Below are 26,519 nucleotides of genomic sequence, written 5' to 3'. Positions count from 1 at the left end.
GGCATCAGCCGTTCTCGGCGACCGCCCTCAACCAATCGCTGAAAGCCGCGATTTTCGGCCACCGGCGCTCCGACGGGGTGGCGATGTAGTAGCGCTGGGCGCACGGCATCGCCATACCCGGAAACGGCGCCACCAGTTCGCCGCTGGCGAGCCATGCGCTGACCAGCCGCTGCCGCCCCATGGCGACGCCGCCGTGATTGATCGCGGCGATCACCGCCAGATCCGAACGATCAAACCCCATTCCCGGCTGGGCGGTATCCAGCACCATGCCGAAATGCGCCGCCCAGGCGTGCCATTCGCCGCTGCCCGAATCATCGCTCCACGCCTGGCGATCGTGCAGCAAAGCGGCACCGGCCAGCTTTTCCGGCCGGCCAGTCAGGCCAAAGCGCCGGGCATAGTCGGGGCTGCAAACCGGCAAGATGGATTCCGCCATCAGCGGCACACAGGCCAGATTTTCCGGCGGTTGGTCGTCAAAGTAGATGGCCAGATCGACCCCGGCGCCGCTAAAGTTTACCCGCTCGTTGCCGGTCAGAATATTCAGGCTGATGGCCGGATAACGGCGGGCGAAATCGGCCAGCCTGGGCACCAGCCAGCACTGGGCGATCGACGGGCGGCAATAGACGGTCAGTACACCGGAAAGCGCCTGGCTTTTAATGTCGAGAATTTCCTGATTGATGTTGTCGAGCGAGGCCCTCAGGCGCCAGAACACCCGTTCACCTTCCAATGTCAAAGCGATGCGGCGGTGAAAGCGCTGGAATAACCGAAAGCCCAGCGCCGCCTCCAGTTGGTTGATGCGGTGGCTGACCGCACTGGGGGTAATGGCCAGCTCATCGGCGGCCTGCGCAAACGAGCCCAGGCGCGCGGCCGCCTCAAAGGTGTGCAGCCGTGAAAGCTGGTGGCTGGTCAGCGGCGTTTTAGGCGGCAATAAACGGTGCGGTGCGTTGGTCATGATTCCCTTGCTCCAGGCGGCTCTACAATGCGGCGCGCCCCGGCAGGCAGCAACCGCCACCGCCCGGGGCAAGTGATTTTATATCACCGGCGGGCGAAAAAATCCCCACGGCGCGGGCCGGCCTGGCTCAATGGCCGTTAATTTCCCCGCGCGCCAGCGCGGCGACGTTATTGCCGTTGGCGTCGGTAGCGCGCATATCGGCGCCTTTGGCCTTGAGCTGTTCCAACAGCGCATGCCGCTGGAACAACGCGGCATACATGGCCGCCGTTTGCCCGGCATTGTTGCGCGTATCCGGATTGCATTTGGCGGCGATCAGCCGGCGGGCGATTTTCACCTCGCCTTTGAAAATCGCCCCCATCAGCGCGGTATTGCCGCGCCTATCGCGCAGGCAAGGGTCGGCCCCGGCATTCAACAGGTTTTCCACCGCCGCCTGATGGCCGTGGTAGGCGGCCAGGATCACCGCGGTATAGCCGTGTTCATCCTGCACGTTAAGATTGTATTTGGCGGCGATAAAGCTATCGATCACGCCGCCATCGCCCGCCCGCGCCGCATCCCACAGGTAGTTGTTCAGCTGTTGCTTGATCTGTTGCTCGTTGGCGGCATTCGGCGCCTGAACGGCCGACACCGGCGCGGCCAACAGGCAAAACAGTAGATAAAGCGCTTTCATCGCGTTTTCCTCATCAGCATGCCAGGCAGCCCACACCGTGGTGCGGGCGCCTACTCTTTACATCAGTCGGAAAGCTTATCCGCCAATTTTTGTACCGTGGCCAAATCCCCTTTTGCCACGCCGGTCAGGCGCGTGCCGTAGTCCTTATCCGCCTTGTAGAAATAGGACAGCATGATGTTCTTGCTTTCCGTATCGGTGCCGGCCAGCGATGTACCCAGGCTGTTCACCAGATCGTCCTGTTCTTTCTTGCTGTACGCGCGGTACAGTTCGCCGGTCTGCTTGAAGTTCTGTTCGCGCTGGATTTTGCTTTGCTGCGTGGTGCCTTCCAGCGGCGTGTGGCTGTAGCGGGCGGAAGCCAGCTCTTCGCGCGGGTAGAGGCGGCTTGGCTGGTAATTCACCCCTTTATCCTGCGTGTGGCCGCCGTTGAGGCTGCCGTCCTGGTTGCCGTTGTTAACCGGGCTATGCGGCCGGTTAATCGGCAGGCTCAGCCCGTTGGCCCCGATGCGATAGATCTGCGTATCGGCATAGGCGAACAGGCGCCCCTGCAGCAGTTTATCCTCCGAAGGTTCAATCCCCGGTACCAGGTTGGAAGGCGCCATCGCCACCTGTTCGGTTTCCTGGAATACGTTGTCCGGGTTTTTATTCAGCACCATCTGGCCGATTTTGCGCTCCGGCACGTTGGGCCAAATCTTGGTGGCGTCCAGCGGATCAAAATCAAACGTCTTCAGATCTTCCGGCTTCAGCACCTGGATGTAGAGATCCCATTTTGGGTAGTCGCCACGGTTGATCGCCGCCACCAGATCGTGCGTCATGTGGCTGTAGTCTTTGCCCTGCACCTGCTCAACCTGCTGTGGATCCAGGTTTTTTATCCCCTGCAGCGTCTTCCAGTGGAACTTGACGTAATGTACTTCGCCCTTGGCGTTCACCAGCTTATAGGCATGAACCCCGTTGCCGTCCATATTGCGATAGGAAGCCGGCGTCCCTTCATTGGAGTAGAGCAGCGTCAGGGTGCGGATCGATTCCGGCACGTGGGAAAAGAAATCGAAGCGGCGTGAATCGTCATCCAGGTTGGTGCGGGGATCCGGCTTGAACGCGTGCACCATATCCGGGAACTTGATGGCATCGCGAATAAAGAACGTGGGGAAGTTATTGCCGACCAGATCCCAGTTGCCTTCGGTGGTATAGAACTTGGTGGCGAACCCGCGCGGATCGCGCAGCGTTTCCGGCGAGTGGTTGCCGTGCACCACGCTAGAGAAACGAACAAACACCGGCGTTTTGCTGCCTGCGGTAAACACTTTCGCCATGGTCAGATCGGAAATATCCGCCGTGGCGGTGAACTCACCGTGCGCCCCGGTGCCGCGCGCGTGCACCACGCGCTCGGGGATACGCTCGCGATCAAACCGCTGGAGCTTTTGCAGCAGTTGCACATCCTGCAACAGCACCGGGCCGCCGGCGCCGGCCGTTTGCGAATTCTGGTTATCACCCACCGGCGCGCCGTTATCGCGGGTTAAGGTCTCTGCCAGCGTCATCGGGCTGATGGCCAACGAAGTTAAAACAACCAGCAGCTTTTTCCGGGTGATGAAGCCGCCGGTGATACGGTTATTGCTCATAACGCTATCCTCATCGGTTATTGTGGTAAAACGCATTCCCGCGCTGGCGCTAGCGCCCACAGCCTGTTTTTTTTTACGGCGCAAAGGCAGAGGATAAGGAAAGCCGTCCGTTGGCTCGTGCTTCGCCGCCGACCGGCGCCATCTGCTAAAAAAACGCAAAGGGCATCCCTGCGTAACGGCGACGTGGAATCACCGAACACATTCAGCACACTTATTGTTTCTGTCAGGTCTGGCCTATCGGCCGTTTTGTTTATCCGGGCTCGCTGTTCCCCACCTTGATCTGCGCGTTGCCGCCGCCTTGGCTTTTCCTGCGTCGGGTGATACAGGCTATCTGCCTGAAATCACGCTCACTCTACATGGCATTACACGGATTAGTGAGCCAACGGCCACTATCGAATTAATAGGCTGAACGTTACTTCCGCGCGGAAAAGGGGGAAGATGCCCGAGAGGAAAAGGGAAAAACCAATTAGCAAGCCGAACGAATAAAGGCTGCTTTTTTGAGAGGCGTCACAGTTTAACATTTTGCCCTGGCGGGCACGGGGAGAGCCGGGCTTAATCAAGCCCCCTGCCGGGGGCTTGATTACCATTGCCGATTACGGCTGCAGCAAGCCCTTCGCCTCTAACAAAATAAACTCGTTGTCATCCGCCACGTTGGGCAGGCGGCTGGAGGAGAATGGGAAGTTGTTGTCATTACCAACGATGATATGGCTGCCGTCCACCACGTCGACGTTCTCAATGGTAAAGAACGGGAAGGTGAACACACCGTTGTTCAGCGGCTTACGCGCCACGGCGTTAGGGTCTTTAATCTTGAGCAGATCGATATAGGCCTGTTTGTCCACCGGCTTGCCGACGTTGGCATCGGAAAACGCGATGCGGTACACGCGCTTGAATTTCGCCACGTCGCTAAAACAGTTGGCGGTCGCCGCACCGTTGGCGCAGGCCTTGTCTTCGGTGCCTTCACCGTTATCACGCTCAATGACCAACCCGTGCGTAGCGTCAATCATGTTGAAATCGCCAATCGCGTTCTGGTTGTCTTCCAGCACATACCGCCAGCTGCGGCCGGTCCACTGCTGCTGTTTGACGTCAAATTCCAGCACGCGCAGATAGCGCTTGCCGTCAACGTTTTCAAACTGCTCGCCATCCCACAGCGCGCCTTCCAACAGCGGATACAGCTTGCTGCCGTCCGGCGAGGCGGCCATGCCTTCAAAGCCTTTGGAGCGCGACACCTGGAAGTTCAGCTTGCTATTCGGCGTACCCGGCAGGGTCAGCGTCGGGTTGTCGGGGGATTTCACGATCTTGCCGTCGACCAGGGTGTCGAACACCGCCAGTATCTTGCCGTCAAGATCGGCCTTAATCAGATACGGACCGAACTCATCGCCGATCCACAGCGCGCCACCGGCAAACTGGAAGCTTTCCGGATCAAAATCACTGCCGGTCAGATAGCGTTTTTCCGTGCTCTCGTTGACGATATGGAACGGCACCTTTTTATCCGGATCGTGCAGGAACACGGTCTTCAGCGGCGTAACGGTGCCGGCCTTGAAATCGATGTTGTAATGGTTGAGATACAGCATAGCGTCCGGCGAGTTGGCCTTGCTGCCGAAGCCGTTGTCGGTCAGCACCCAGTAAGTGCCGTCCGGCATATGTTTGATGCCGGAATGCCCTTGCAGCGGCTGGCCATTAATCGGCAACCCGATGCCGGTTAAGCGATCGGCGGATTTCCCCGGCACGCTGCCCAGTTCCGTCACCCGTTGGCCGCTGGTGTACTTGCCGCTCTGCTGCAGATCCACCGGCGCATCGGCGGGCGTGGCTACGGTGGATTTCACCGGCAGCAGGGCATGCCCGGCCAGCTCGGCGGAAACTTCTTGCTGTGCCCACAGCGGCTGGCTGCACATCATACAGGCGGCCAACAGCGCCAGGCGTGTTTTTGTTATATGCATCTTTCAGGCTCCCTGATTGTTATCTGTACACAAAGGTAAAAGCAACGCCACTATAGGGAGCCGTAATGACAGAAATATGATTTATACCCTTCATCCTTCAAGTTGCCGATGCATCGGCGGGATGATGCGGCCCATCCCTGGGCCGCCATTAGTACCCCACTTCGCCAAACCGCGCCCGATACTCCCTGGGCGTGGTGCCGTAGCCCTTTTTGAACACCGAATAGAAATATTGCAACGACGGGTAGCCGCACATTTGCGAAATCTCGTTAATCGCCAACGAGGTGGCCGTCAACAGGTTGCGGGCGCGCTCAAGCTTTTCCTGATAGATCATGTTGTGGATGGTCTGGCCCGTTTCGTCTTTGAAGCGCTTTTCCAGATTGGAACGCGACATGCCCACCGCATCCAGCACCTGCTCCACCTTGATGCCTTTGCAGGCGTGGTGGCGAATGTAGTGCATCGCCTGAATCACCGCCGGATCGCGCAGCGAACGGAAATCGGTGGAGCGGCGTTCAATCACCTTCACCGGCGGCACCAGAATGCGCTGCAGCGGCGGCCGTTGCCCATTGAGCAACTGATGTAGCAGTTTGGCGGCGCGGTAGCCCATCTGGCGCGTTCCCTGCGCCACCGAGGAGAGCGCCACCCGCGACAGGTAGCGCGTCAGCTCTTCGTTATCGATACCGATCACACACAGCTTTTCCGGCACCGCAATGTCCAGATGCTCGCACACCTGCAGCAGATGGCGCGCACGGGCGTCGGTCACGGCGATAATGCCGGTTTGCAGCGGCAGCGTTTGCACCCAGTCCGCCAGGCGGTTCTGGGCGTATTGCCAGTTTTCCGGCGCGGTGGCCATGCCCTGGTACACCACCCCCTGATATTGCTCGGCCGCCACCCGTTGGCGGAAGGCATGCTCACGCTCCTGCGCCCAACGTTTACCGCCCTCGATCGGCAAACCGTAAAAAGCAAAGCGGTTCAGCCCCTTTTCCTTCAGGTGCATAAAGGCTGCTTCGACCAGCGCGGCGTTATCGGTGGCGATATAATGCACCGGCGGGTAATCCTCGCGGCGGTGATAAGAGCCGCCGACGCCGACGATCGGCACATTCACGTTCGCCAACAGGCGTTCAATTTCGCGATCGTCGTAATCGGCGATCACCCCATCCCCCAACCACTCCCTGATGTTATCGATACGGCAACGAAAGTCCTCTTCGATAAAAATGTCCCAGTCACACTGCGATGCCTGCAAATACTCGCCGACGCCTTCCACAACCTGGCGGTCATATACTTTGTTGGCGTTGAACAGTAACGTGATGCGGTAGCGCTTCTCGAACATGGTGTACACTCCTGGAAAACACGCGGGCAAAGCCCGCGAGAGCCGGCAGTGAGTAGCCATTTATAAAGACATCAAGGCGCGAGCCGTGCAGTTTGGCCGGCCCCAATTAAACGGCGAGCAACGCAGAAGCGCGGCCCAATGGCCGCCAGCGGCTCTCACGCACGATGGCGGGACACAGCCCGGCTATCTGGATAGCACACGCCGGCCAGCGAGCTGGAATAATTGCACGATAACTGTGAGCCAGCGCGCTTTTTACACCCGCCGTTTGGTTGCGGAATCCATCCACACCGCCAGCAGCAAGATGCTGCCTTTCACGATGTACTGCCAGAAAGTGGGGACATCCAGCATGCTCATGCCGTTGTCGAGCGACGCCATGATAAACGCCCCCATCACCGCCCCCGCCACGCTGCCGATGCCGCCGGCCAGGCTGGTGCCGCCGATCACGCAGGCGGCGATGGCGTCCAGTTCGGCAATGTTGCCGGCGGAAGGCGAACCGGCGCCCAGGCGTGAGCTGAGGATCAGCCCGGCAATCGCCACCATCAGGCCGTTGATGGCGAACACCGCCAGCTTGGTGCGCTCAACGTTCACCCCCGACAGGCGCGCGGCGTCGATATTGCCGCCGATGGCGTAAATCCGCCGGCCAAAGGCGGTGCGGGTGGCCATGAACATCCCGGCCAGCATCAGGGCAGTGAGGATCAGCACCGGCGTCGGCACGCCGCGGTAGTCGTTCAGCAGATAAACGGCGCCCAGCACAATCACCGCCAGGATGCTCTGGCGGGCCACGTCGCCGCGTGCCGCGACCACCGGCAGGCCAAGCTGCGCGCGCCGGCTGCGCTGCCGCCACTGCCAGGCCACAAACAGCATCAGGCCAATCGCACCAATGCCAAAGCCCACGCCGCCCGGCAGATAGCTCTGGCCGATCTGCGACATCGCGCTGCTGGTCGGCGATACCGTGGTGCCGTTGGTGATGCCGATCAGGATGCCGCGGAATGCCAGCATCCCGGCCAGGGTGACGATAAACGAGGGCACCTTGCGATAAGCAACCCACCAGCCGTTCCATGCCCCCAGTAGCAGCCCCGCCACCAGCGTCACCACGATGGTCAACGGCAGCGGCCAGCCAAACCAAACGTCGAAGATCGCCGCCGCGCCCCCCAACAACCCCATCATCGATCCCACCGACAGATCGATCTCCGCCGAAATAATTACGAACACCATGCCCACCGCCAGGATGCCGGTGATCGCCGTCTGGCGCAGCAGGTTGGAAATATTGCGCGCGCTCAGGTAGGCGCCGTCGGTGGTAAAGGTAAAGAACAGCATAATGACGACGATCGCCGCCAACATCACGAACACCTGCAGGTTAATCGGGCTGCGTTTAAGCAACGGTTGCTTCTCTGCCGCTGCCGACAGGCTTGCTTCAGACTCTGTGCTTTTCAACATGTGTTTCACTCCGCAAAGCCGCTTCCATCACCTGTTCCTGAGTGAGGCCGCGGTTAGTCAGGGAAGCCTTAATCTGCCCCTGGTGCATCACCAACACCCTATCGCTTAGCCCCAGCACTTCCGGCAGTTCGGAAGACACGACGATCACCGCGATACCTTGCTGCACCAATTGATTGATTAGCTTGTAGATTTCTTGTTTCGCACCGATATCGATGCCGCGCGTCGGCTCATCCAGAATCAGGATTTTCGGGTTCAGCAACAGGCATTTCGCCAGGATGGCCTTTTGCTGATTGCCGCCGCTTAGCCGGGCGATCGCCAGCTCCGGCGAAGAGGTTTTCACCCGCAGCCGCGCCAGCGACTGCTGAATGGTGGCCTGCTCACGCGCGTCGTCCAGCGTGGTGAGCCTGCCGCTGAAATCCCCCAGCGCGGCCAGCGTCATATTGGCACCCACCCCCATCACCGGCACGATGCCATCGCGTTTGCGATCTTCTGGCACCATGGCGATGCCGTATTCCATCGCCTGGCGGCAGTTGTTGATGGTGGCTGGCTGCCCGTCGATGGTGATACGCCCTTGCCAGCGGCCGGGATAAGCGCCGAACAGGCACTGCATGGTCTCGGTGCGGCCGGAGCCGACCAGCCCGGCCACGCCGAGGATTTCGCCGCGCCGCAGGGTAAAGGAAACATCGTCAACCCGGCGCACATGGCGGTTCACAGGGTGCCAGGCGCTGAGGTTTTCCACCTGCAGGATCACCTCGCCGATATCATGCGGCTCCTGGGGATACAGTTCGGTCAGCTCGCGCCCGACCATCATGGCGATGATGTCATCTTCGCTCATGCTGGCCGCCGCGCGGGTGCCGATGTGCTTGCCGTCGCGGATCACACAGATCAGATCCGAGATCGCTTTTACCTCATTGAGCTTGTGCGAAATATAAATGCAGGCAATGCCGTGATCGCGCAGATCGCGGATGATCGCCAGCAGCGTGGCGGTTTCGTTTTCCGTCAGCGATGCGGTCGGTTCATCCAGCACCAATAAACGCACCTGTTTGTTCAGCGCCTTGGCGATCTCCACCAGTTGCTGCTGCCCCAGCCCCAGCTCGCCGACGCGGGTGTGGGGATCCACCGCCAGCTTGACCTGCGCCAGCATGCGCTGGCAGCGCAAGAACATCGCGTCATAATCCATTAACCCGAAACGGCCCCACTCGCTGCCGAGAAACATGTTTTCCAGCACCGTCATTTGTTTCACCAGCGCCAGCTCCTGGTGAATAATGGCGATACCCTTTTGTTCAGTATCGCGAATAGTTTTTGCGGTTAATAAATCCCCGGAAAAATAAATCTCCCCCTGGTAATTGCCGTGCGGATATATTCCGCACAGCACTTTCATTAAAGTGGATTTACCCGATCCATTTTCACCACATAAGGATAATACCTGCCCCGCGTCTAATTGCAGACTGACGTTATCCACGGCTTTTACCACGCCGAACTGTTTAGTGATATTTTTCATTTCCAACAGGCAGGGCATTATTCCCTCCGCATTACTGCGTCAAATGAAAATTAATGAATATCGGATTTTTTATGGAAGCCATCGGCAATAACGGTGCTGTCGATATTTGATTTATCCACCGCGATCGGCGTCAACAACCAGGCGGGAACGTCGCGGCTGCCGTTATTCAATACGCTATTGGATTTCGGCTGTTCGCCCTTGCCCAGCTGCACGGCGATATCCGCCGCTTCATCCGCCAGTTTGCTGATCGGTTTATACACCGTCATGGTCTGGGTGCCGGCCACGATGCGTTTGATCGCCGCCAGATCGGCATCCTGGCCGGAAATGGCCACCTTACCGGCCAACCCCTGCGCCGCCAGCGCCTGGATAGCGCCGCCCGCCGTGGCATCGTTGGAGGCCACCACCGCATCGATATGGTTGTTGTTGGCGGTCAGGGCGTTTTCCATAATCTTCAGCGCGTTCTCCGCCAGCCAGGCGTCAACCCACTGATCGCCCACTATCTTGATCTTGCCGCTGTCGATCAGCGGTTGCAGCACGTTCATCTGCCCCTTGCGGAACAGCTTGGCGTTGTTATCCACCGGCGAGCCGCCCATCAGGAAGTAGTTGCCCTGCGGCACACGTTCGACCAGGCTTTGCGCCTGCATTTCGCCCACCTTTTCGTTGTCGAACGAGATATAGAAATCAATGTCGGCGTTATTGATCATGCGATCGTAAGCCAGCACTTTGATGCCTTCGCGCTTCGCCTCGGCGATCACGTTGCTCAGCACCTGGCCGTTGTAAGGGATGATCACCAGCACATCGACGCCACGGTTGATCATGTTCTCAACCTGCGCCATCTGGGTTTCTTCATTGCCGTTGGCGGACTGAACAAACACGTCGGCACCCAGCGAGGTGGCTTTTTTCACAAAAATGTCGCGATCTTTTTGCCAGCGTTCCAGGCGCAAATCATCGATCGCCATACCGATTTTTATTTCTTTACCGAACCCCGGCTGGCAGGCCAGCACCAGGAGAGCGCAGGCAGAGAGGAAAATGTGCTTGAATTTCATCTTATATACCTTTGTTATTGAATGTGTAGGGGTAATAATTGAAACAGGCTTTTTGATAACGTCCTGCGAATTGTTGACGCTTATTTCGAATTCAGCAATTACTGATTTTTACCCACCAATTATGTTTTTTGGTTTAATGTTGTTTTTATGGTGGCGATCACGTTTTCACCCAGAGACTTTCACGCTGCTAAATAGAAACATCCCGTCTGTCTCTTTCCGGCTACGTTTTATCGTCGTTATGGGATCTTGCGCACATTTAATAATTCTGTGCGTTTAAGTGTGAAATAACGTAATTGAGCAGCCGGCAATGAACTCCGAAGATGAGGCAGTATCCCGTACGCAGGGTTCTGTCAATTAAGGAGTCAAGAATGCAATCCTATTTTGAAAAGCTCGAACACGTCCGCTATGAAGGCACCGGCAGCACCAACCCGCTGGCATTCCGCCATTACAACCCGGATGAGATCATCCTTGGCAAAACCATGGCCGATCATCTGCGCTTTGCCGCCTGCTATTGGCATACCTTCTGCTGGACCGGCGCGGATATGTTCGGCGTGGGTGCGTTCGATCGCCCGTGGCAACAGCCGGGCGATGCGCTATCGCTGGCTAAATTAAAGGCCGATGTGGCGTTCGAGTTCTTCCACAAGCTCAACGTGCCTTATTACTGTTTCCACGACGTTGACGTGTCGCCGGAAGGCGCATCGCTGAAAGAATACCTGAACAACTTTGCGGTGATGAGCGACGTGCTGGCCGAGAAGCAGCAGAGCAGCGGCGTTAAGCTGCTGTGGGGCACCGCCAACTGCTTCACCCACCCGCGCTACGGCGCCGGCGCGGCGACCAACCCGGATCCGGACGTGTTCTGCTGGGCCGCCACCCAGGTGTTTACCGCCATGAACGCCACGAAAAAGCTCGGCGGCGAAAACTACGTGCTGTGGGGCGGGCGCGAAGGGTATGAAACCCTGCTGAACACCGATCTGCGCCAGGAACGCGAACAGATCGGCCGCTTTATGCAGATGGTGGTGGAGCACAAACACAAAATCGGCTTCCAGGGCACGCTGCTGATCGAACCCAAACCGCAGGAGCCGACCAAGCACCAATACGACTACGACGTCGCCACCGTGTACGGCTTCCTTAAGCAGTTCGGGCTGGAAAAAGAGATTAAACTCAATATTGAAGCCAACCACGCTACCCTGGCCGGCCACTCGTTCCATCATGAAATCGCCACCGCCATCGCACTGGGTATTTTTGGCTCGGTTGACGCCAACCGCGGCGATCCGCAGCTTGGCTGGGACACCGATCAGTTCCCGAACAGCGTGGAGGAAAATGCGCTGGTGATGTTCGAAATCCTCAAGGCGGGCGGCTTCACCACCGGCGGCCTGAACTTCGACGCCAAGGTGCGCCGCCAGAGCACTGACAAATACGATCTGTTCTACGGCCACATCGGCGCAATGGACACCATGGCGCTGGCGCTGAAAGTGGCGGCGAAGATGGTCGAAGACGGCCAGTTGCATCAGCAGGTCGCCAAGCGCTACGCCGGCTGGAACAGTGAACTGGGCCAGCAAATTTTGCAGGGAAAACTGTCGCTTGATGCGCTGGCGAAGTACGCTGAACAACAGGCTTTGGCGCCGCAGCACCAAAGCGGCCACCAGGAAAAACTGGAAAACCTGGTCAACCGCTATCTGTTCGGTTAGCCCCATCCGGCGGCGTTGCCCGCCGTTGTGTTAAACCCCCGAGGGCCACGGCAAGGTGCTGGCGTGCCTTGCCGCCCGGCGGCCCCACGCTTTGAAGGATACGCGCTCATGTACATTGGCATCGATCTTGGCACCTCTGGCGTGAAAGCCATTCTGCTCGACGAACAGGGGCAACTGCTGGCCAGCCAAAGCGAACCCTTGCCGATCTCACGCCCTCATCCGCTGTGGTCGGAGCAATCGCCGCAGGACTGGTGGAAAGCCACCGACCGCGCCATGCTGGCGCTGGCGAAACAGCATAATCTGCAGGCGGTCAAGGCTATCGGCCTGACCGGCCAAATGCACGGCGCCACGCTGCTGGACAAACAACAGCGGGTGCTGCGGCCGGCCATTTTATGGAACGATGGCCGCAGCGCGGCCGAGTGCCAGGCGCTGGAACAGGCGGTGCCGAACGCGCGCGCCATCACCGGCAACCTGATGATGCCGGGCTTTACCGCACCGAAGTTGCTGTGGGTCAAACAGCATGAGCCGCAGATATTTAGCCAGATCGACAAAGTCTTGCTGCCGAAAGACTACCTGCGCTGGTGCATCACCGGCGAATTCGCCAGCGATATGTCCGACGCCGCCGGCACCCTGTGGCTCAATGTGGCGCAGCGCGCCTGGAGCGATGAACTGCTCGCCGCCTGCGGGCTGACGCGCGATCAGATGCCGGCGTTGTTTGAAGGCAACCAGATTACCGGCCAGGTGCATACGGAACTGGCCAAACGCTGGGGGATACAGCCGGTGCCGGTGGTGGCCGGCGGCGGCGATAATGCCGCCGGGGCGGTGGGCGTGGGCCTATACCAGGCCGGCCAGGCGATGCTGTCGCTCGGCACTTCCGGGGTCTATTTCGCCGTCAGCGACGGCTTCCTTAGCAACCCGGCCAGCGCCGTGCACAGCTTCTGCCACGCGCTGCCCGCCACCTGGCACCTGATGTCGGTGATGCTGAGCGCCGCTTCCTGCCTGGACTGGGTATGCAAATTAACCCAGGTGGCAGACGTAGCCACCCTGCTGCGCAACGTCGAGCAGGCCGAACCGGCAGAGGTGCCCCTGTGGTTCCTGCCCTACCTTTCCGGCGAGCGCACGCCGCACAACAACCCTAACGCCAAGGGCGCCTTTTGGGGCCTGACTCATCAGCATGGCCCGAACGATCTGGCGCGCGCCGTGTTGGAAGGCGTGGGCTTTGCGCTGGCCGACGGGATGGATGTGTTGCACGCCAGCGGCCTGCAGCCCACCAGCATCCGGCTGATCGGCGGCGGCGCGCGCAGCCCGTACTGGCGCCAAATGCTGGCGGACATCAGCGGCCAGCGGCTGGAATACCGCACCGGCGGCGACGTCGGCCCGGCGCTGGGCGCGGCGCGGCTGGCGCAGATTGCCCTCAACCCGCAGCGCCCCTTGAGCGAACTGCTACCGGAACTGCCGCTGGAACACGTTCACCAACCGGATAGCGAGCGCCATGCGCGTTATGCCGAACAGCGCGCGACCTTCCGCGAGCTGTATCGCTGCCTGCTGCCGTTAACCAAGGGTCCGTTGGTGTCATCATGATGGCCGTTTTTGGCCTTCTTCCGTTGTGGAAAGCCGCGCATGATAGGCTTAATCCCACACGGCGGAGGGCCGAAAATGCCACACAGCGCACTGTTAATCATTGATGTTCAACACTCCTTCCTGCACCGGCCATTCTGGCAGGAAGACGATCTGCCATTATTCACCGCCAACCTGCAGCGGCTCATCGCCGGTTGCCAACAGCAGGGCGTGGCGCTGGTCGATGTGTTCCACGTTGCGCCGCAGGGGCCCTTTTCCCTGGCGTCCGGGTTGGTGCAGCGCTTGCCGTTCCTGCAGCATCAGGCGAATGTGACGGTACACAAACGGGTTCACAACGCCCTGACCGATTCCGGCCTGGACGCCTGGCTGCGGGAGCGCGGCGTCAGGCACCTGATCATCGCCGGTTTGCGCACCGAACAGTGCTGCGAAACCACCGCCCGGGTGGCGTCCGATCTGGGCTACCGGGTGACCTTCGTCACCGAGGCTACGCTCACCTTCCCCATGCAGCACCCGGACGGCGCGAGCTTTACCACGGCGCAGCTAAAGCGGCATACTGAAACGGTGCTGGCCGGCCGTTTCGCCCAGCTCGCCAGCGTCGACCAGGCACTGGCGGATCTGCGCCAGGAACCCTGATGACCCAAACCGTTTATTTTTTACTGCTGCCCAACGTGCTGTCGCTGGACGTCAGCGGCCCGGCGGAAACCCTGCGCCTAAGCGGGCAGTTTGCCTTGCGCTATATCAGCCCGTGCCCGCAGATCACCTGTTCCATCGGTATGACGCTGGGCCAGCTCCAGCCGTTGCCGCCACGGTTGGCGGACGGCGATATTCTGGTGCTGCCCGGCGTAACCGACTCCAGCGCCTTTTTCGCCAATGAGGAAGCCGCGCTGGCGCGCCAGTGGCTACAGCAACTTCTGCCGGCGCTGCGCGAACAACGCATCACGCTGGTATGTATCTGTTCCGGCGCGCTGCTGGCGGCGCAGGCCGGGTTGCTCGACGGCTACCAGTGCACCACGCATCATGAGGTGATCGCTCGCCTGCGCCAGCAGGCGCCGGAGGCGCTGGTAAAAGAAAACCGTATTTTTGTCGAAGATCGCAGCATATATACCAGCGCGGGCATTACCGCAGGCATCGATCTGGCTTTGCATCTGATCGGCCGCCACTGTGGCGCCACAGCAGCGCTGGCGGTGGCACGAGAAATGGTGGTGTATTTCCGCCGTTCCGGGGACGATCCGCAGTTATCGCCCTGGCTGCGCTACCGTAATCACCTGCACCCGGCAGTGCACCGCGCGCAGGACGTGATGGCCGCCGAGCCGGAAGCCGAATGGTCGGTCGCCCAGATTGCAGACAGGGCTCACGTCAGCAGCCGCCACCTGGCGCGGCTGTTCCGCCGCCACATTGGCATCAGCGTGCGTGAATACCATGAGCAACTGCGGCTGGCGGTAGCGCAGCAACGCCTGCAGCAGGGCTACGGGCTGGAAAAGGCCGCCCTCGCCGCCGGATTCTCTTCCGGCCGGCAGTTACGCCGAGCCCAGCAGCGCTGGCCGCAGACGGCATAGGCTTCAGGAAACCAGCCGCCGTTTATCGATGCGTTGCAAGCCGGCGGAAAGCAGCAGGCTCAGCCCCAACGCCGCGCCGAATACCCAAAAGATATCCAGCACCGGATAGGCGCTCAGCGTCAGATGGCCGCTGCGCAACGCATTGACGATAATGGCGTGGAAACCGTAGATCGCCAGTGAATGGCGGGAAAATAGCCCCAGCCAACCGATCGGCTCCGGCAGGCAGTTTTTACACCACACCAGCAGCGCAACGGCGGCAATAAACACCAACGGGCCGCTGTAAATGTAAAAGGTATCGGCAAAGTTGCGGTTGATAAACAGCTGGCGCTTGGTGCCGGCGATGATCAACACTACGCACACCACAAACGCCAACGCCGCCAGCAGGCTGGCGCCACGCCGCTGGGTATCCATCATGCCAATCGCCCGCCCGGCCAACGCATACAGCAGGTAATAGAACGTATCGCCGTTGATATACAGATTCACCGGCAATAACGATGCGTGGCCGGCGTTTAACGCCGGGGTATTGGGATTGGCAATCACCGCCAGCACGGCAAGCGCCGCCGCCAGATAGCCCCCGGCCACCGGCTTGACGCAAATCAGCGGCGAGAGCAGGTAAATCACCGCGATGGCGTAGAAAAACCACAGGTGATAGAACACCGGCTTTTCCACTATACCGCGCAGCGAGGGCCAGAAACCGATGCGGGTAAACAGCGCGATATAGATCAGCGCCACGGCGCTATAAAACGCAATGCAGCAGGCGATGCGGCTAAAGTGGCGGCGGCTGGCGCTGCGTTCGCCGAAAAACAGGTAGCCGGAAATCATAAAGAACAGCGGCACGGCAACGCGCGACAACGCATTCAACGCATTGGCCACATCCCAGGGCGTCTCGCCCACTGCCATGCCGTGAGTCACGTAATAGGTGGTGGCATGAATCATCACCACCATCAGGCACGCCAAGGCGCGCAGGTTATCTATCCAGCCGATTTTATTGCTCATCAACGCCCTTTGCCGCTGGCCTCGTCGTAGGTTCCAAACACCAAAGGGTATAGAGCGGCGCTGCCGGCGACAAGCCAAACGCGCTATTGCGGCGCTGCCGCCAACAAAATGGCCCCTGCCAACGGCAGGGGCCATGCAAGCAAAACATGGGGTGCGGCGGTTAGAACAAACCGAGCGTTTTTTCCGAGTAGCTGACCAACAGGCATTTGGTCTGCTGGTAGTGATCCAGCATCATCTTGTGGGTTTCTCGCCCAATCCCCGACTGTTTGTAGCCGCCGAACGCCGCGTGCGCCGGGTAGGCGTGATAGCAGTTGGTCCACACGCGCCCGGCCTGGATGTTACGCCCCATATGGTAGGCCACGTTGCCGTTGCGGCTCCACACCCCGGCGCCCAGGCCATAATCGGTATCGTTGGCCAGCGCCAGCGCTTCATCCATATCCTTGAAGGTGGTCACCGCCAGCACCGGGCCGAAGATCTCTTCCTGGAACACCCGCATGCTGTTTTTGCCGAACAGGATGGTAGGCTCCAGGTAGTAGCCGCCGTCCAGCCCGCCTTCCAACGCCTTGCGCCGGCCGCCGGTCAGCACCCGGGCGCCTTCCTGCTTGCCAATATCGATATAGTTGAGGATGGTATCCAACTGCCCTTGCGACACCTGCGCGCCCATCTGGGTATGATTGTCCAGCGGGTTGCCGCTGCGGATACTTTCAACCCGTTTGATCGCGCGCTCCATAAAGCGTTCGTAGATCGATTCCTGCACCAGCGCGCGGCTCGGGCAGGTGCAAACTTCCCCTTGGTTGAAGGCAAACAGCGCAAACCCTTCCAGCGCCTTATCAAAGAACGCGTCTTCTTTATCCATCACGTCGGCAAAGAAGATGTTTGGCGATTTGCCGCCCAGCTCCAGCGTAACCGGGATGATGTTCTGCGTGGCGTAGCTCATGATTTGGCGGCCCACTTCGGTGGAACCGGTAAACGCCACCTTGGCGATGCGCTTCGAGGTGGCCAGATATTCACCGATCTCGCCGCCGGCGCCGTTGACCACGTTGATCACCCCCGGCGGCAGCAAATCCTGCACCAACTCCATCAGCACCAGCACCGATAGCGGGGTCAGCTTGGCGGGCTTGAGCACGATACAGTTGCCCGCCGCCAGCGCCGGCGCCATTTTCCAGCAGGCCATCAGCAGCGGGAAGTTCCACGGGATAATTTGCCCCACCACCCCCAGCGGTTCATGGAAGTGATAAGCGACGGTTTCCGAATCAATTTCGCTGATGCCGCCCTCCTGCGCCCGCACGCAGGCGGCGAAGTAGCGGAAATGGTCAATGGCCAGCGGCACGTCGGCGTTACGGGTTTCGCGGATCGGTTTACCGTTGTCCCAGGTTTCCGCCGCCGCCAGCAGCTCGATGTTTTCCTCCATGCGGTCTGCCACGCGGTTGAGCAGGTTGGCGCGATCCTGTACCGACATTTTTCCCCAGGCGGCTTTGGCGCGGTGCGCCGCATCCAGCGCCAGATCGACATCGTGCGAGCTGGAACTGGCCACCTCGCAGAGCGCCTGGCCGGTAACCGGGGTCAGGTTGGTGAAATATTCCCCCTGAACCGGCGGCACCCATTCACCGCCAATAAAGTTGTCGTAACGTTTTTTCAGCTTGAGCGGAAAACCGGTGTTTTCGGGCGTGATCTGGGTTGCAGTGGTATGGGTTGCCATGTTCTGTCTCCTTTTACGCAGCATCATGATTACCGCCCGCAGGCAGTAAGCAGTATCGCGGGGCGGCCGCTAATACAGTGGTATATGAAGTTGCAAGAATCAGAATCTGGGAAAAATCTCTATAGCAAGCTTAGGCAGGAAGCGCCCATCAGGCAGAAATAATGATCAACTCTTGGAAGGGGGTCACAGTTTTACCCCGTGGGCAGCTAAACCGGCACGGTTTTGCCTGATGGTTGGCAGCGGTATCACCGCCCTGCCGATCAGGGCGGCAGGGTGCGGGCAAAGCTTTCGCGGCTGAACAGCCGCTCGGCCAGCTTGATCAGCGCCGGGCGGGAAACGCACCAGTTCGGCACGATACGGCGAAAATTCAGGTAGCCCAGCGCACAGCCGGTGGCGATATCCGCCAGCGTGAGCTGTTCGGCGTTGAGCAGCGTTTTTTGCTGCGCCAACACTTCCAGCGCATCCAGCCCCTGCGTGAGCTTTTGGCGCTGGCGCAGCATCCCGTTTTCATCCTGTTTCTCCGGCGCGCGCTTGCTTTCGCGAAACAGCATGGCGGCGGCTTCGGTCACGCCATCCGCCAGCGCCTCGACCCGGCGGATACGCAGCGCCGCCAGGCGATCGGCCGGCAGGAACGCCGGCGCTGCCTGCTGCAGCTCAAGGTATTCGGCAATCACGCGGGAATCAAAAAACAGCTCGCCGTCGTCGGCCACCAGCACCGGCACTTTCCCCAGCGGGTTGAAGGCCGCAACCTGGCTACCTGCGTCGTACGGCGGATCGTTGACGAATTCAAACACCAGCCCTTTTTCCAGCAGCAGCACGGAAATCTTGCGCACAAACGGGCTGGTATAACTGCCGATCAGCTTCATCAGTCGCTCCTCGATCCGGGGATAGCTTTACTATCCGGGTTATTTGACCACCATGGTTTCAATAATCCGCTGCACCAGTGCCTGATGCGCCTTCGGCGTTTTGGCCGGCGACAGGATCTGTAACGTGACCACGCGCTGGTTGAATACCGTCACCACAATGGTGGATACCACCTGCTGGCCGCTGACGTTCTGTTCGCTATCCAGGCGGCGAAAGCGCTGTTTGCCGACGCTAAAGCTCTCTTCCCGGGTCTTCTTGATATTCTGATAACGATCCGCCAGCTCGGTGATCATGCTCTGCATCAGTTCTTTCAGCATCGCATCGCTGCTGCTGAGCTTCATCCCTTCCGGCGGGATCACCTCGGAAGAGACGGTGCGCTGGCGCGATTTGCTGTCCAGGAACAGCTGAATCGTGGATTTGCTATCGTTGATAATACCGCTGTACTTGGTCTGATCGCTAAAGCCCGGCGGCAATTCAAAGGTGATGCGCCCTTGCTGCAGGGAAACCGGCAGGCCGGCCTGCTGCACGCTCTCGGCCACCGGCGCAACCGGCGGCGCGGCGGGCTGAGTCACGATGGGTTTAGGCTCCGGCTTCGGGATTTCCGGCTTTTTGCTGTCCGGGTTGTCGCAGGCAACCAGAGCGCCGGCCAGCCAGACCACCGTGACGAATTTTACGCATGTTGTTAACATCGTCCCTTTCCTTTGCTACCACACATCTATGCCTAACCGTAGCAAGTCACCCTGGCGTTTGCCAGAGATGCGGCCCGATTTGCCACATGGCAACCGCATAAAGGGATAGCCGCTTATTCGCCGGGAAACAGGAAAGGATTGATGCTGCTGCGGGCGAACCCTTCGTCTTCCATTTTGGCATCCAGGATCAGCGTGGCGAGATCGTCGGCCACCGCTTCAACCTGCGGATCTTTCTCCTGATAAAGAATTTTCAGGTAGGTGCCGCAATCGCCGCAGCTTTCCGCCTTCACCGCCGCCTGCTCGCTGCCCAGCGACCAGTAATTGATATCGCGCGTCTGCTCGCAGTTGCTGCACTTGACCCGCACCACGTGCCATTCGCTTTCACACAGGTTGCAGTGCAGGTAACGCAGGCCGTTCGCCGTGCCCATGTGCACTACGCTGGAAACCGGAATACTGCCGCACACCGGGCAGAACTGGCGGTGCTCGCCGTCTTCGGCATGGGCGTTGCCTGGGATCAGGCTGGCCATCTGCGCCCAGTACAGCGAAAGCGCCGCCCAAATGAAAGGCGCCTTATCGCTGCCGATTTGGCTAAATTCGCGGTTGAGCAAGCCATCGGCCAGCAGTTCCAGCTCCGTGACAGACGCTTTTTCCAGATTATCCAGCACCGCCAGAATATGTTCCGGCGCCTGCGGGCGCAGTTCGGCGATCAGCGAAGCCAGCAGCGTGCGCCAATGGCCACTGCGCGCAAACACGCTGATGTCCAGCGGCGGTTTGCCGCTGCGCGCGCCTTGCGCCAGGGCTTCGCTCAGATCCAACTGCAGCGGGTTATCGTGCAGGGCATTATGCTGCGCTTCGGCCAGGGTCGCGGCAAACTCCAGGTAATCCCCCAGCGGATGATTTTCCGCCAGCGTGCGCAGGCGTTCCGCCCGGCGGCGATAGAGACTTTTCAGGTTAGCGAACAGCAACGGCGGAATAGCGTGCGCCGCCGTAAACTTGGCGCTCGGTGCCTCTGACGGCGTTTTAGGAACGATACGAATGCTCATCAGCGTTTATTTTCCTGTTGGCTCATGCCGGCGCAGTGCCCTGTGCGCCAAGCAATAATCACATTGTGCATAAGCCTTTATCGGGTTACAGCGCTAAGATAAAGGCAGAGACATTATTTGACGCCACATTACCACAGGGTAGGTATGGGTGTTATGCCGAGGTGCCAAGTCAGTGAATAATATAGACGCAGAACCCACAACCAGCGCGCCCGGGCTCGCCGGCGCCATCCAGCGCCAGGTATTTCAACGCGATGACCTGGCGGCGGCCGGGCAAGACTGGCTGGCGGAAGAAGTGCCGGTGGCGCTGGTCTACAACGGCATTTCTCACGTGGTGATGATGTGCACACCCAAGGATCTGGAGGCCTTCGCCGTTGGCTTTTCCCTGTCTGAAGGAATTATCGCTTCGCCAAACGAGATTTACGGCATGGATATCGCCGCCACCTGCCACGGCCTGGAAGTGAACATTGAGCTTTCCAGCCGCCGCTTCGCCGGCCTGAAAGAACGCCGCCGGGCTATGGCCGGGCGCACCGGCTGCGGCGTCTGCGGCATTGAGCAATTGGCCGATATCTTCCGCCCGCTGGCGCCGCTGCCATTTAGCCAAACCTTCACGCTCAGCCGGCTCGACGGCGCATTGGCCCAACTACAGGACGTGCAGCAGGTCGGCCAACTGACCGGCTGCACCCATGCCGCCGGTTGGATTACACCACAGGGCGAGCTGCTGGGCGGCTGCGAAGACGTTGGCCGCCACGTGGCGCTGGATAAGCTGCTGGGCGTGCGCGCCAAACAGGGCTGGCAACAAGGGGCGATTTTGGTTTCCAGCCGCGCCAGCTATGAAATGGTGCAAAAAACCGCCATGTGCGGCGCCGAGATCCTGTTCGCCGTGTCTGCCGCCACCTCACTGGCGGTAGAGATTGCCGAACGCTGTAACCTGACGCTGGTGGGCTTCAGCCGGCCTGGCCGGGCGAGCGTCTATACCCATCCGCAGCGGCTGGTTTAAGAACCGGTGAAAAGGAAACGGCATTGCGCGCAGGGTAAGGCAGGAGAAACCGGCGGCCACCTCGCCGCCGGTGGCGATCAGGCAGCGGTTTCGGCGGCGAACACAGCTTCCATTTTCTGCCAGGCTTCAGCCACATCATCAGCCAGGCTGAACAGGCCGGAGGTGCCGACGATAAACACATCCACGCCCGAGGCCGCAATTTGCCGGAAGGTGCGTGCGTTGCACGAACCGTCGATCTCGGTCAGATAGTGATAGCCGTGCTCTTCACGCAGGCGAATCAGTTGCCGAATTTTATCCAGCGTCTCCGGTATAAATTTCTGGCCGGCAAAACCGGGATCAACCGACATCACCGTCACTTTGTCCAGCAAATGCGCATATTCACGAATGCTGTCAGCCGGCGTTGCTGGGTTTAATACCACGCCGCAGCGGCGCCCGGCGTCTTTAATCTGATTCAACAAGCGAAATATTTTATTATTCGCCGTTTCCGGATGAAAACTAATAATATCCGCGCCGGCATCAATACACATCGGAATAATATCTTCCGGGTGGTTAACCATGAGGTGCACGTCGATCGGCACTTCGGTAATTTTGCGCAGATTTTCGATAAAGAACGGCGACAGGGTAATATTTTTTACATAGCTGCCATCCATAATATCGACGTGATAAAACGCCGCCGTGCTGTTCATCGCCTCAATTTGTTCGCGAAAGCGGGTTAAATCCATGCACATCAGCGAAGGGGAAAATTTCGCGTTCATTAGGTAATCCTCATTACATGAGCAGCCATCGGCTGCTCATGACATCAATGGAAGAATGCAACGATATGGCCGAGAATAATGCCGATAATACCGAAGTCGGCATCACCGAAGGTGGTTGACGCAAAGCCCAGATCGCCCATCAGCGGCAGCAGAATCGCCGGCAGGAAAGAGATCAGCAACCCCTGAACAAAGGCGCCGATGATAGCGCCGCGGCGCCCGCCGGTGATGTTGCCGTACACACCCGCGGTCGCACCGCAGAAGAAGTGCGGCACCAGGCCCGGCACGATAACGCTCAACCCAAACAGCGGGCAGAGGAACATGCTGATCAGGCCGGCGGCGAAGCTGCTCAGGAAGCCGATGATCACCGCGTTAGGCGCAAACGGGAACACCGTCGGGCAATCGAGCGCCGGTTTGGCATTCGGCACTAACTTGTCGGCGATACCTTTAAACGCCGGGACAATTTCGGCAATGATCATGCGCACCCCGGCAAGGATGATGTAAACGCCCGCCGCAAAGGTGATCGACTGGATAATGGCGAACACGATGAAATTCTGGCCGCCGCTCACCTGGCTTTCGGTAAACGTTTTGCCTGCCACCAGCACCAGTGCGATGAACAGAATCATCATGGTGAGCGAGATCGCCACCGATGAATCACGCAGGAAGTTGAGGGTTTTCGGCACCTTCAGCTCTTCAATCGACGGGCTGCCTTTGCCAACCAACTTGCCAACCAACGCCGAGAGCAGATAACCGGTGGAGCCAAAGTGGCCGAGCGCCAGATCGTCCGAATTGGTGATTTTGCGGGTAAAAGGCTGCAAAATCGCCGGGCTGACCACCATCATGGTGCCGAGAATCAGCGCACCAATCAGCACCAGCCAAAAGCCACTCACGCCGCCCACCGACAGGATCACCGCCAACATCGCCGCCATATATAACGTGTGATGGCCAGTGAGGAAGATGTACTTCAGCGGCGTAATGCGCGCCAGCAGAATATTCACCAGCATACCGAACACCATGATCATCGCGGTTTCAGTACCGTAATTCCGCTGCGCCAACGCCGCCATCGCATCGGTATTTGGCACCACGCCCTGAATCGAGAACGAGTGTTCAAACAGCTGGCTGAAAATAGTCAGCGTCGCGGCGATCAGATTGGCACCGGCGATCAGAATAACAAAACCCATAACGGTTTTTAGCGTGCCGGAAATAACATCGGAGATCGGTTTCTTTTGCAGTAATAACCCGATCAGAGAAAACAGGCCGACAAGTATTGCGGGTGTTCCAAGAACATCCTTAATGATGAACTGCAGCATAATTTACTCCATGCAATCGGGAATAATTACAGGTGCTCTGCCAGAATTTCTTTAATCCGTGCGTTATCCAGCAAATTACTTAAGCCAAATACCTGCGCACTGTGGCCGGCTAATTGATCGGCGATATCTTTGGCGCTAATAATCAGGTCGGCTTTTTCCGATTTGGCGGAAGTTAAATCGGTATGGCCGACTTCCGCTTCTTTTCCTAATTCCGCCACTATCTTTTTCACGTTCATTTCGACAATAAAGCTGCTGCCTAAACCGTTTCCACACACAATCAGTACTTTTTTCATCATCGTCATCTCTGGTGATTACTGGCTAATGGCCGCCTGAATGGCGGGTAGGGTATCTGCCGTCAACAATTGTTGCAGGCGTGCTTCATCGCTGAATAATTCAGCTAACTGGGTGATCATCTGGATGTGCTCATCACCGGACACGGCGCACAGCATGATCACCACGTACACCGGATCGTTTTCCCCGGCATCAAAATTAACGCCGTTTTTGATATGCAGCAGCGACAGGCCATTTTCGTGCGCACCCTGTTCGGGGCGGGCATGCGGCATCGCCAGGCCAGGCGCCAGCACATAGAAAGGGCCGATTTCAGCGTGCGCGGTGAAAATCGCCTCGAGATACGCAGGCGTAATGGCACCCCGCGCCAGCAGCGGTGCGGCGGACTTGCGCACCGCATCCTGCCAGTCGATAACCTCGTCCACGATGTTGATAGCGTCGGCGGTGAGCCACTGAGTAAGCATGCTAATTTCCCGTCGGTTGGTGAATGATCTGCATTCTGGTGATTTAGTGAACGCCATTCTGTGATACTAGTCGCAAAAGTTAGCGGTAACACAGTTATTGTTAAAAAATGAGTTACCGCTAACATTTTTCGCATTTACGGTTGCGTGGTTTGCACCGTGGCAAGTAGGTTGGCATGTTCTGAAGCGCAGCGCAGGTTTGTGCGATGACCAAAAAGTGTGGTTTTTAACATAGCGCGCAAACGCATTTGGTCTTAAGCTGCGTCCAGTTAAAAATAGGCCAGTCAGGAGAACGCCATGGCAGAAAAACGACGGCGCAATACCGGCAAAAGCACCCTCGCCGATGTCGCCCGTTTAGTGGGTGTCAGTACGATGACCGCATCGCGCGCGCTGCGCGTACCGGAAAAAGTCTCTCCTGAAATCCGCGAAAAGATCGATGCGGCGGTGATTGAGCTGGGATATGTGCCGAACGTGCAAGCACGTAATCTGGCTTCGGCCTCATCGCGCCTGATTACCATGGTGGTGCCCTCTTTCGCCACGCCCGGCTGTGCGGCGGTGTCGGAAGCCCTGCAAAGCGTGCTGCGCCCGCAGGGCTATAACATGATGCTGGCGGAAGCCAACCATTCGGCGTCTGAAGAGAAAGACCTGATCGAAATGTTGCTCTCTTACAACCCGGCGGCGATGGTGCATTTTAATTTCGATAACGCCACCGACGCGCACCGTCTGCTGAGCAACTCCGGTTTACCGGTGATGGACATTGGCGGCGTGCGCCACGATGCCCCCGGCATCAGCATCGGCGTCGATTACGCCAAAGCCATTCGCCAGTTGGTGCAAAAGCTGGTTGAAAACGGCTACCGTAATCTCGGCCTGCTCTGCACCCAAACCAACAGCACCATTTTCAGGCAGTTGCTTAATGGCTGGCATAGCGGCATGTTGGCGATGAATCAGGCGCCGCATCGCGTAGTCACCTCGCCGCAACAGCCGACTTTCGCCACCGGGCATGGGCTGCTGGCGGAGATCCGCCTGACGTGGCCTGAACTGGATGTGCTGATTTGCACCGCGGAGGAGGTCGCCTGCGGCGCGATCATGGCCTGCCACGCCGCGGGCATCGCCATTCCCAGCCAGTTGGCGATTGCCAGCATCGGCGGCGGCCATCTCTCTGCGGTTTGCTCCCCGCCGCTGACCACCGTCGCGCTGCCGTATGAGGAGATGGGGCGAGTGGCCGGCAAGCGCCTGCTTGCCGCGTTAAACGGCGACGAACCGTCGGCATTCAATGAGCTGCCGGCAACGCTTAAAATGCGCGCCAGCACCGGCAAGGTATAAAAACAACGTGTTGCTTTTGCCAGATTGCACAAATCCTTATACTTAATAGGGCATTGATAATCATTTTCAATACCAATTAATTAACTATAATGATCCAACTGCTTACGCGGTGCTCACATATTGCGCCGCCCAAAAACCACTGGAGATGATGATCATGAGTTATTCACTGCCATCCCTGCCTTACGCCTATGACGCACTGGAACCGCACTTCGACAAGCAGACGATGGAAATCCATCACACCAAACACCACCAAACCTACGTCAACAACGCCAACGCGGCGCTGGAAAGCCTGCCGGAACTGGCCAAACTGTCTGTTGAAGAGCTGATCGCCAACCTGGATAAAGTCCCGGCCGACAAAAAAACCGCGCTGCGCAACAACGCCGGCGGCCACGCCAACCACAGCCTGTTCTGGAAAGGGCTGAAAACCGGTACCACGCTGTCTGGCGAGCTGAAAGCCGCCATCGAACGCGATTTCGGCAGCGTAGAAAAATTCCAGGAAGACTTTGAGAAAGCCGCCGCCACCCGTTTCGGCTCCGGCTGGGCCTGGCTGGTACTGAAAGACGGCAAACTGGCTGTGGTTTCCACCGCCAACCAGGACAGCCCGCTGATGGGCGAAGCCATTTCCGGCGTTTCCGGCTTCCCGATTATCGGCCTGGACGTGTGGGAACATGCTTACTACCTGAAATATCAGAATAAACGCCCTGATTACATCAAGGCCTTCTGGAACGTCGTGAACTGGGACGAAGCCGCCAAACGCTTCGCCGAAGCCGCGAAATAAGCGCACGCTCACCAGCCACGCTA

General features: G+C 58.8%; 24 protein-coding genes. 7 read left to right on the top strand and 17 right to left on the bottom strand.

Annotated elements, in window-relative coordinates; genetic code table 11:
• Positions 1 to 4: 4 nt before the first annotated feature.
• The 8 genes from dsdC to xylF form a co-directional block, all read right to left on the bottom strand.
• Positions 5 to 949, bottom strand: a complete 945-nt coding sequence (gene dsdC / locus ABFX35_RS19585; protein WP_346082553.1) for a DNA-binding transcriptional regulator DsdC — start codon at positions 947 to 949, stop codon at positions 5 to 7.
• 127 nt (positions 950 to 1,076) lie between these two features.
• Positions 1,077 to 1,616, bottom strand: a complete 540-nt coding sequence (locus tag ABFX35_RS19580) for an ankyrin repeat domain-containing protein (protein ID WP_279023615.1) — start codon at positions 1,614 to 1,616, stop codon at positions 1,077 to 1,079.
• Between the two features lie 62 nt (positions 1,617 to 1,678).
• Positions 1,679 to 3,145, bottom strand: coding sequence for a catalase KatB (gene katB / locus ABFX35_RS19575; protein ID WP_279023685.1), 1,467 nt, complete (start codon positions 3,143 to 3,145; stop codon positions 1,679 to 1,681).
• A 674-nt stretch (positions 3,146 to 3,819) separates the two neighbouring features.
• Positions 3,820 to 5,163 carry an esterase-like activity of phytase family protein gene (locus ABFX35_RS19570; protein WP_346082552.1) on the bottom strand — a complete coding sequence of 448 codons (1,344 nt, stop codon included), beginning with the start codon at positions 5,161 to 5,163 and terminating at the stop codon, positions 3,820 to 3,822.
• A 148-nt stretch (positions 5,164 to 5,311) separates the two neighbouring features.
• On the bottom strand, positions 5,312 to 6,490 hold the full coding sequence (xylR, locus tag ABFX35_RS19565; RefSeq protein WP_346082551.1) for a D-xylose utilization transcriptional activator XylR: 1,179 nt from the start codon (positions 6,488 to 6,490) through the stop codon (positions 5,312 to 5,314).
• Between the two features lie 252 nt (positions 6,491 to 6,742).
• Positions 6,743 to 7,927: a xylose ABC transporter permease XylH gene (gene xylH, locus ABFX35_RS19560; RefSeq protein WP_279023608.1), complete on the bottom strand. Its 1,185-nt coding sequence runs from the start codon at positions 7,925 to 7,927 to the stop codon at positions 6,743 to 6,745.
• Entirely contained in the window at positions 7,905 to 9,446 is a 1,542-nt protein-coding gene (locus ABFX35_RS19555; protein ID WP_346082549.1) for a xylose ABC transporter ATP-binding protein, read from the bottom strand. Before ABFX35_RS19555 ends, xylH begins: the two co-directional genes overlap by 23 nt.
• Before the next feature lie 32 nt (positions 9,447 to 9,478).
• Entirely contained in the window at positions 9,479 to 10,474 is a 996-nt protein-coding gene (xylF, locus tag ABFX35_RS19550) for a D-xylose ABC transporter substrate-binding protein (protein ID WP_279023603.1), read from the bottom strand.
• Positions 10,475 to 10,842: 368 nt separating this feature from the next.
• Here xylF and xylA point away from each other — a divergent pair, with 368 nt between their 5' ends.
• From xylA to ABFX35_RS19530, 4 genes are all read left to right on the top strand, one after another.
• Complete coding sequence (gene xylA / locus ABFX35_RS19545; protein WP_095846428.1) at positions 10,843 to 12,162, top strand: xylose isomerase; 1,320 nt, start codon at positions 10,843 to 10,845, stop codon at positions 12,160 to 12,162.
• Positions 12,163 to 12,270: 108 nt separating this feature from the next.
• On the top strand, positions 12,271 to 13,743 hold the full coding sequence (gene xylB, locus ABFX35_RS19540; protein ID WP_346082547.1) for a xylulokinase: 1,473 nt from the start codon (positions 12,271 to 12,273) through the stop codon (positions 13,741 to 13,743).
• 75 nt (positions 13,744 to 13,818) lie between these two features.
• Positions 13,819 to 14,373 carry a cysteine hydrolase family protein gene (locus tag ABFX35_RS19535; protein WP_346082545.1) on the top strand — a complete coding sequence of 185 codons (555 nt, stop codon included), beginning with the start codon at positions 13,819 to 13,821 and terminating at the stop codon, positions 14,371 to 14,373.
• The gene (locus tag ABFX35_RS19530; protein WP_346082543.1) at positions 14,373 to 15,296 is read left to right on the top strand and encodes a GlxA family transcriptional regulator; all 924 of its coding nucleotides are present in this window, start codon (positions 14,373 to 14,375) and stop codon (positions 15,294 to 15,296) included. Before ABFX35_RS19535 ends, ABFX35_RS19530 begins: the two co-directional genes overlap by 1 nt.
• Positions 15,297 to 15,299: 3 nt before the next feature.
• Here ABFX35_RS19530 and ABFX35_RS19525 read toward each other — a convergent pair whose 3' ends face one another.
• From ABFX35_RS19525 to fdhE, 5 genes are all read right to left on the bottom strand, one after another.
• Positions 15,300 to 16,292: an acyltransferase gene (locus tag ABFX35_RS19525; protein WP_279023592.1), complete on the bottom strand. Its 993-nt coding sequence runs from the start codon at positions 16,290 to 16,292 to the stop codon at positions 15,300 to 15,302.
• 160 nt (positions 16,293 to 16,452) lie between these two features.
• Entirely contained in the window at positions 16,453 to 17,991 is a 1,539-nt protein-coding gene (gene exaC, locus ABFX35_RS19520) for an acetaldehyde dehydrogenase ExaC (RefSeq protein WP_095846433.1), read from the bottom strand.
• Positions 17,992 to 18,251: 260 nt separating this feature from the next.
• Positions 18,252 to 18,857, bottom strand: coding sequence for a glutathione S-transferase (locus ABFX35_RS19515; protein WP_346082542.1), 606 nt, complete (start codon positions 18,855 to 18,857; stop codon positions 18,252 to 18,254).
• Positions 18,858 to 18,896: 39 nt separating this feature from the next.
• Entirely contained in the window at positions 18,897 to 19,544 is a 648-nt protein-coding gene (locus tag ABFX35_RS19510) for a DcrB-related protein (RefSeq protein WP_346082541.1), read from the bottom strand.
• 113 nt (positions 19,545 to 19,657) lie between these two features.
• Positions 19,658 to 20,587: a formate dehydrogenase accessory protein FdhE gene (fdhE, locus tag ABFX35_RS19505; RefSeq protein ID WP_279023583.1), complete on the bottom strand. Its 930-nt coding sequence runs from the start codon at positions 20,585 to 20,587 to the stop codon at positions 19,658 to 19,660.
• A 181-nt stretch (positions 20,588 to 20,768) separates the two neighbouring features.
• Here fdhE and fdhD point away from each other — a divergent pair, with 181 nt between their 5' ends.
• Positions 20,769 to 21,584: a formate dehydrogenase accessory sulfurtransferase FdhD gene (fdhD, locus tag ABFX35_RS19500; RefSeq protein WP_428832221.1), complete on the top strand. Its 816-nt coding sequence runs from the start codon at positions 20,769 to 20,771 to the stop codon at positions 21,582 to 21,584.
• 77 nt (positions 21,585 to 21,661) lie between these two features.
• On the opposite strand, the gene alsE is transcribed toward fdhD, so the two are convergent.
• The 4 genes from alsE to ABFX35_RS19480 are packed head-to-tail and all read right to left on the bottom strand — an operon-like array spanning position 21,662 to position 24,398.
• The gene (alsE, locus tag ABFX35_RS19495) at positions 21,662 to 22,339 is read right to left on the bottom strand and encodes a D-allulose 6-phosphate 3-epimerase (protein WP_121552834.1); all 678 of its coding nucleotides are present in this window, start codon (positions 22,337 to 22,339) and stop codon (positions 21,662 to 21,664) included.
• Between the two features lie 44 nt (positions 22,340 to 22,383).
• On the bottom strand, positions 22,384 to 23,646 hold the full coding sequence (gene ulaA / locus ABFX35_RS19490; protein WP_279029696.1) for a PTS ascorbate transporter subunit IIC: 1,263 nt from the start codon (positions 23,644 to 23,646) through the stop codon (positions 22,384 to 22,386).
• Between the two features lie 26 nt (positions 23,647 to 23,672).
• Positions 23,673 to 23,939 carry a PTS sugar transporter subunit IIB gene (locus ABFX35_RS19485; protein WP_279029700.1) on the bottom strand — a complete coding sequence of 89 codons (267 nt, stop codon included), beginning with the start codon at positions 23,937 to 23,939 and terminating at the stop codon, positions 23,673 to 23,675.
• 18 nt (positions 23,940 to 23,957) lie between these two features.
• Positions 23,958 to 24,398, bottom strand: a complete 441-nt coding sequence (locus ABFX35_RS19480) for a PTS sugar transporter subunit IIA (protein ID WP_346082539.1) — start codon at positions 24,396 to 24,398, stop codon at positions 23,958 to 23,960.
• Positions 24,399 to 24,692: 294 nt separating this feature from the next.
• On the opposite strand from ABFX35_RS19480, the gene ABFX35_RS19475 reads away from it, so the two are divergent.
• Positions 24,693 to 25,718, top strand: a complete 1,026-nt coding sequence (locus ABFX35_RS19475; protein WP_346082537.1) for a LacI family DNA-binding transcriptional regulator — start codon at positions 24,693 to 24,695, stop codon at positions 25,716 to 25,718.
• A gap of 154 nt (positions 25,719 to 25,872) precedes the next feature.
• Positions 25,873 to 26,496, top strand: a complete 624-nt coding sequence (gene sodA, locus ABFX35_RS19470) for a superoxide dismutase [Mn] (RefSeq protein WP_346082535.1) — start codon at positions 25,873 to 25,875, stop codon at positions 26,494 to 26,496.
• The last annotated feature ends 23 nt before the right edge of the window (positions 26,497 to 26,519 follow it).

The sequence above is a fragment of the Gibbsiella dentisursi genome (assembly GCF_039539505.1).
In the GTDB taxonomy this organism is placed as follows: domain Bacteria; phylum Pseudomonadota; class Gammaproteobacteria; order Enterobacterales; family Enterobacteriaceae; genus Gibbsiella; species Gibbsiella quercinecans.
The sequence above is the reverse complement of the archived record's forward strand: the minus strand, read 5'-3'. Positions and strand labels throughout refer to the sequence as shown.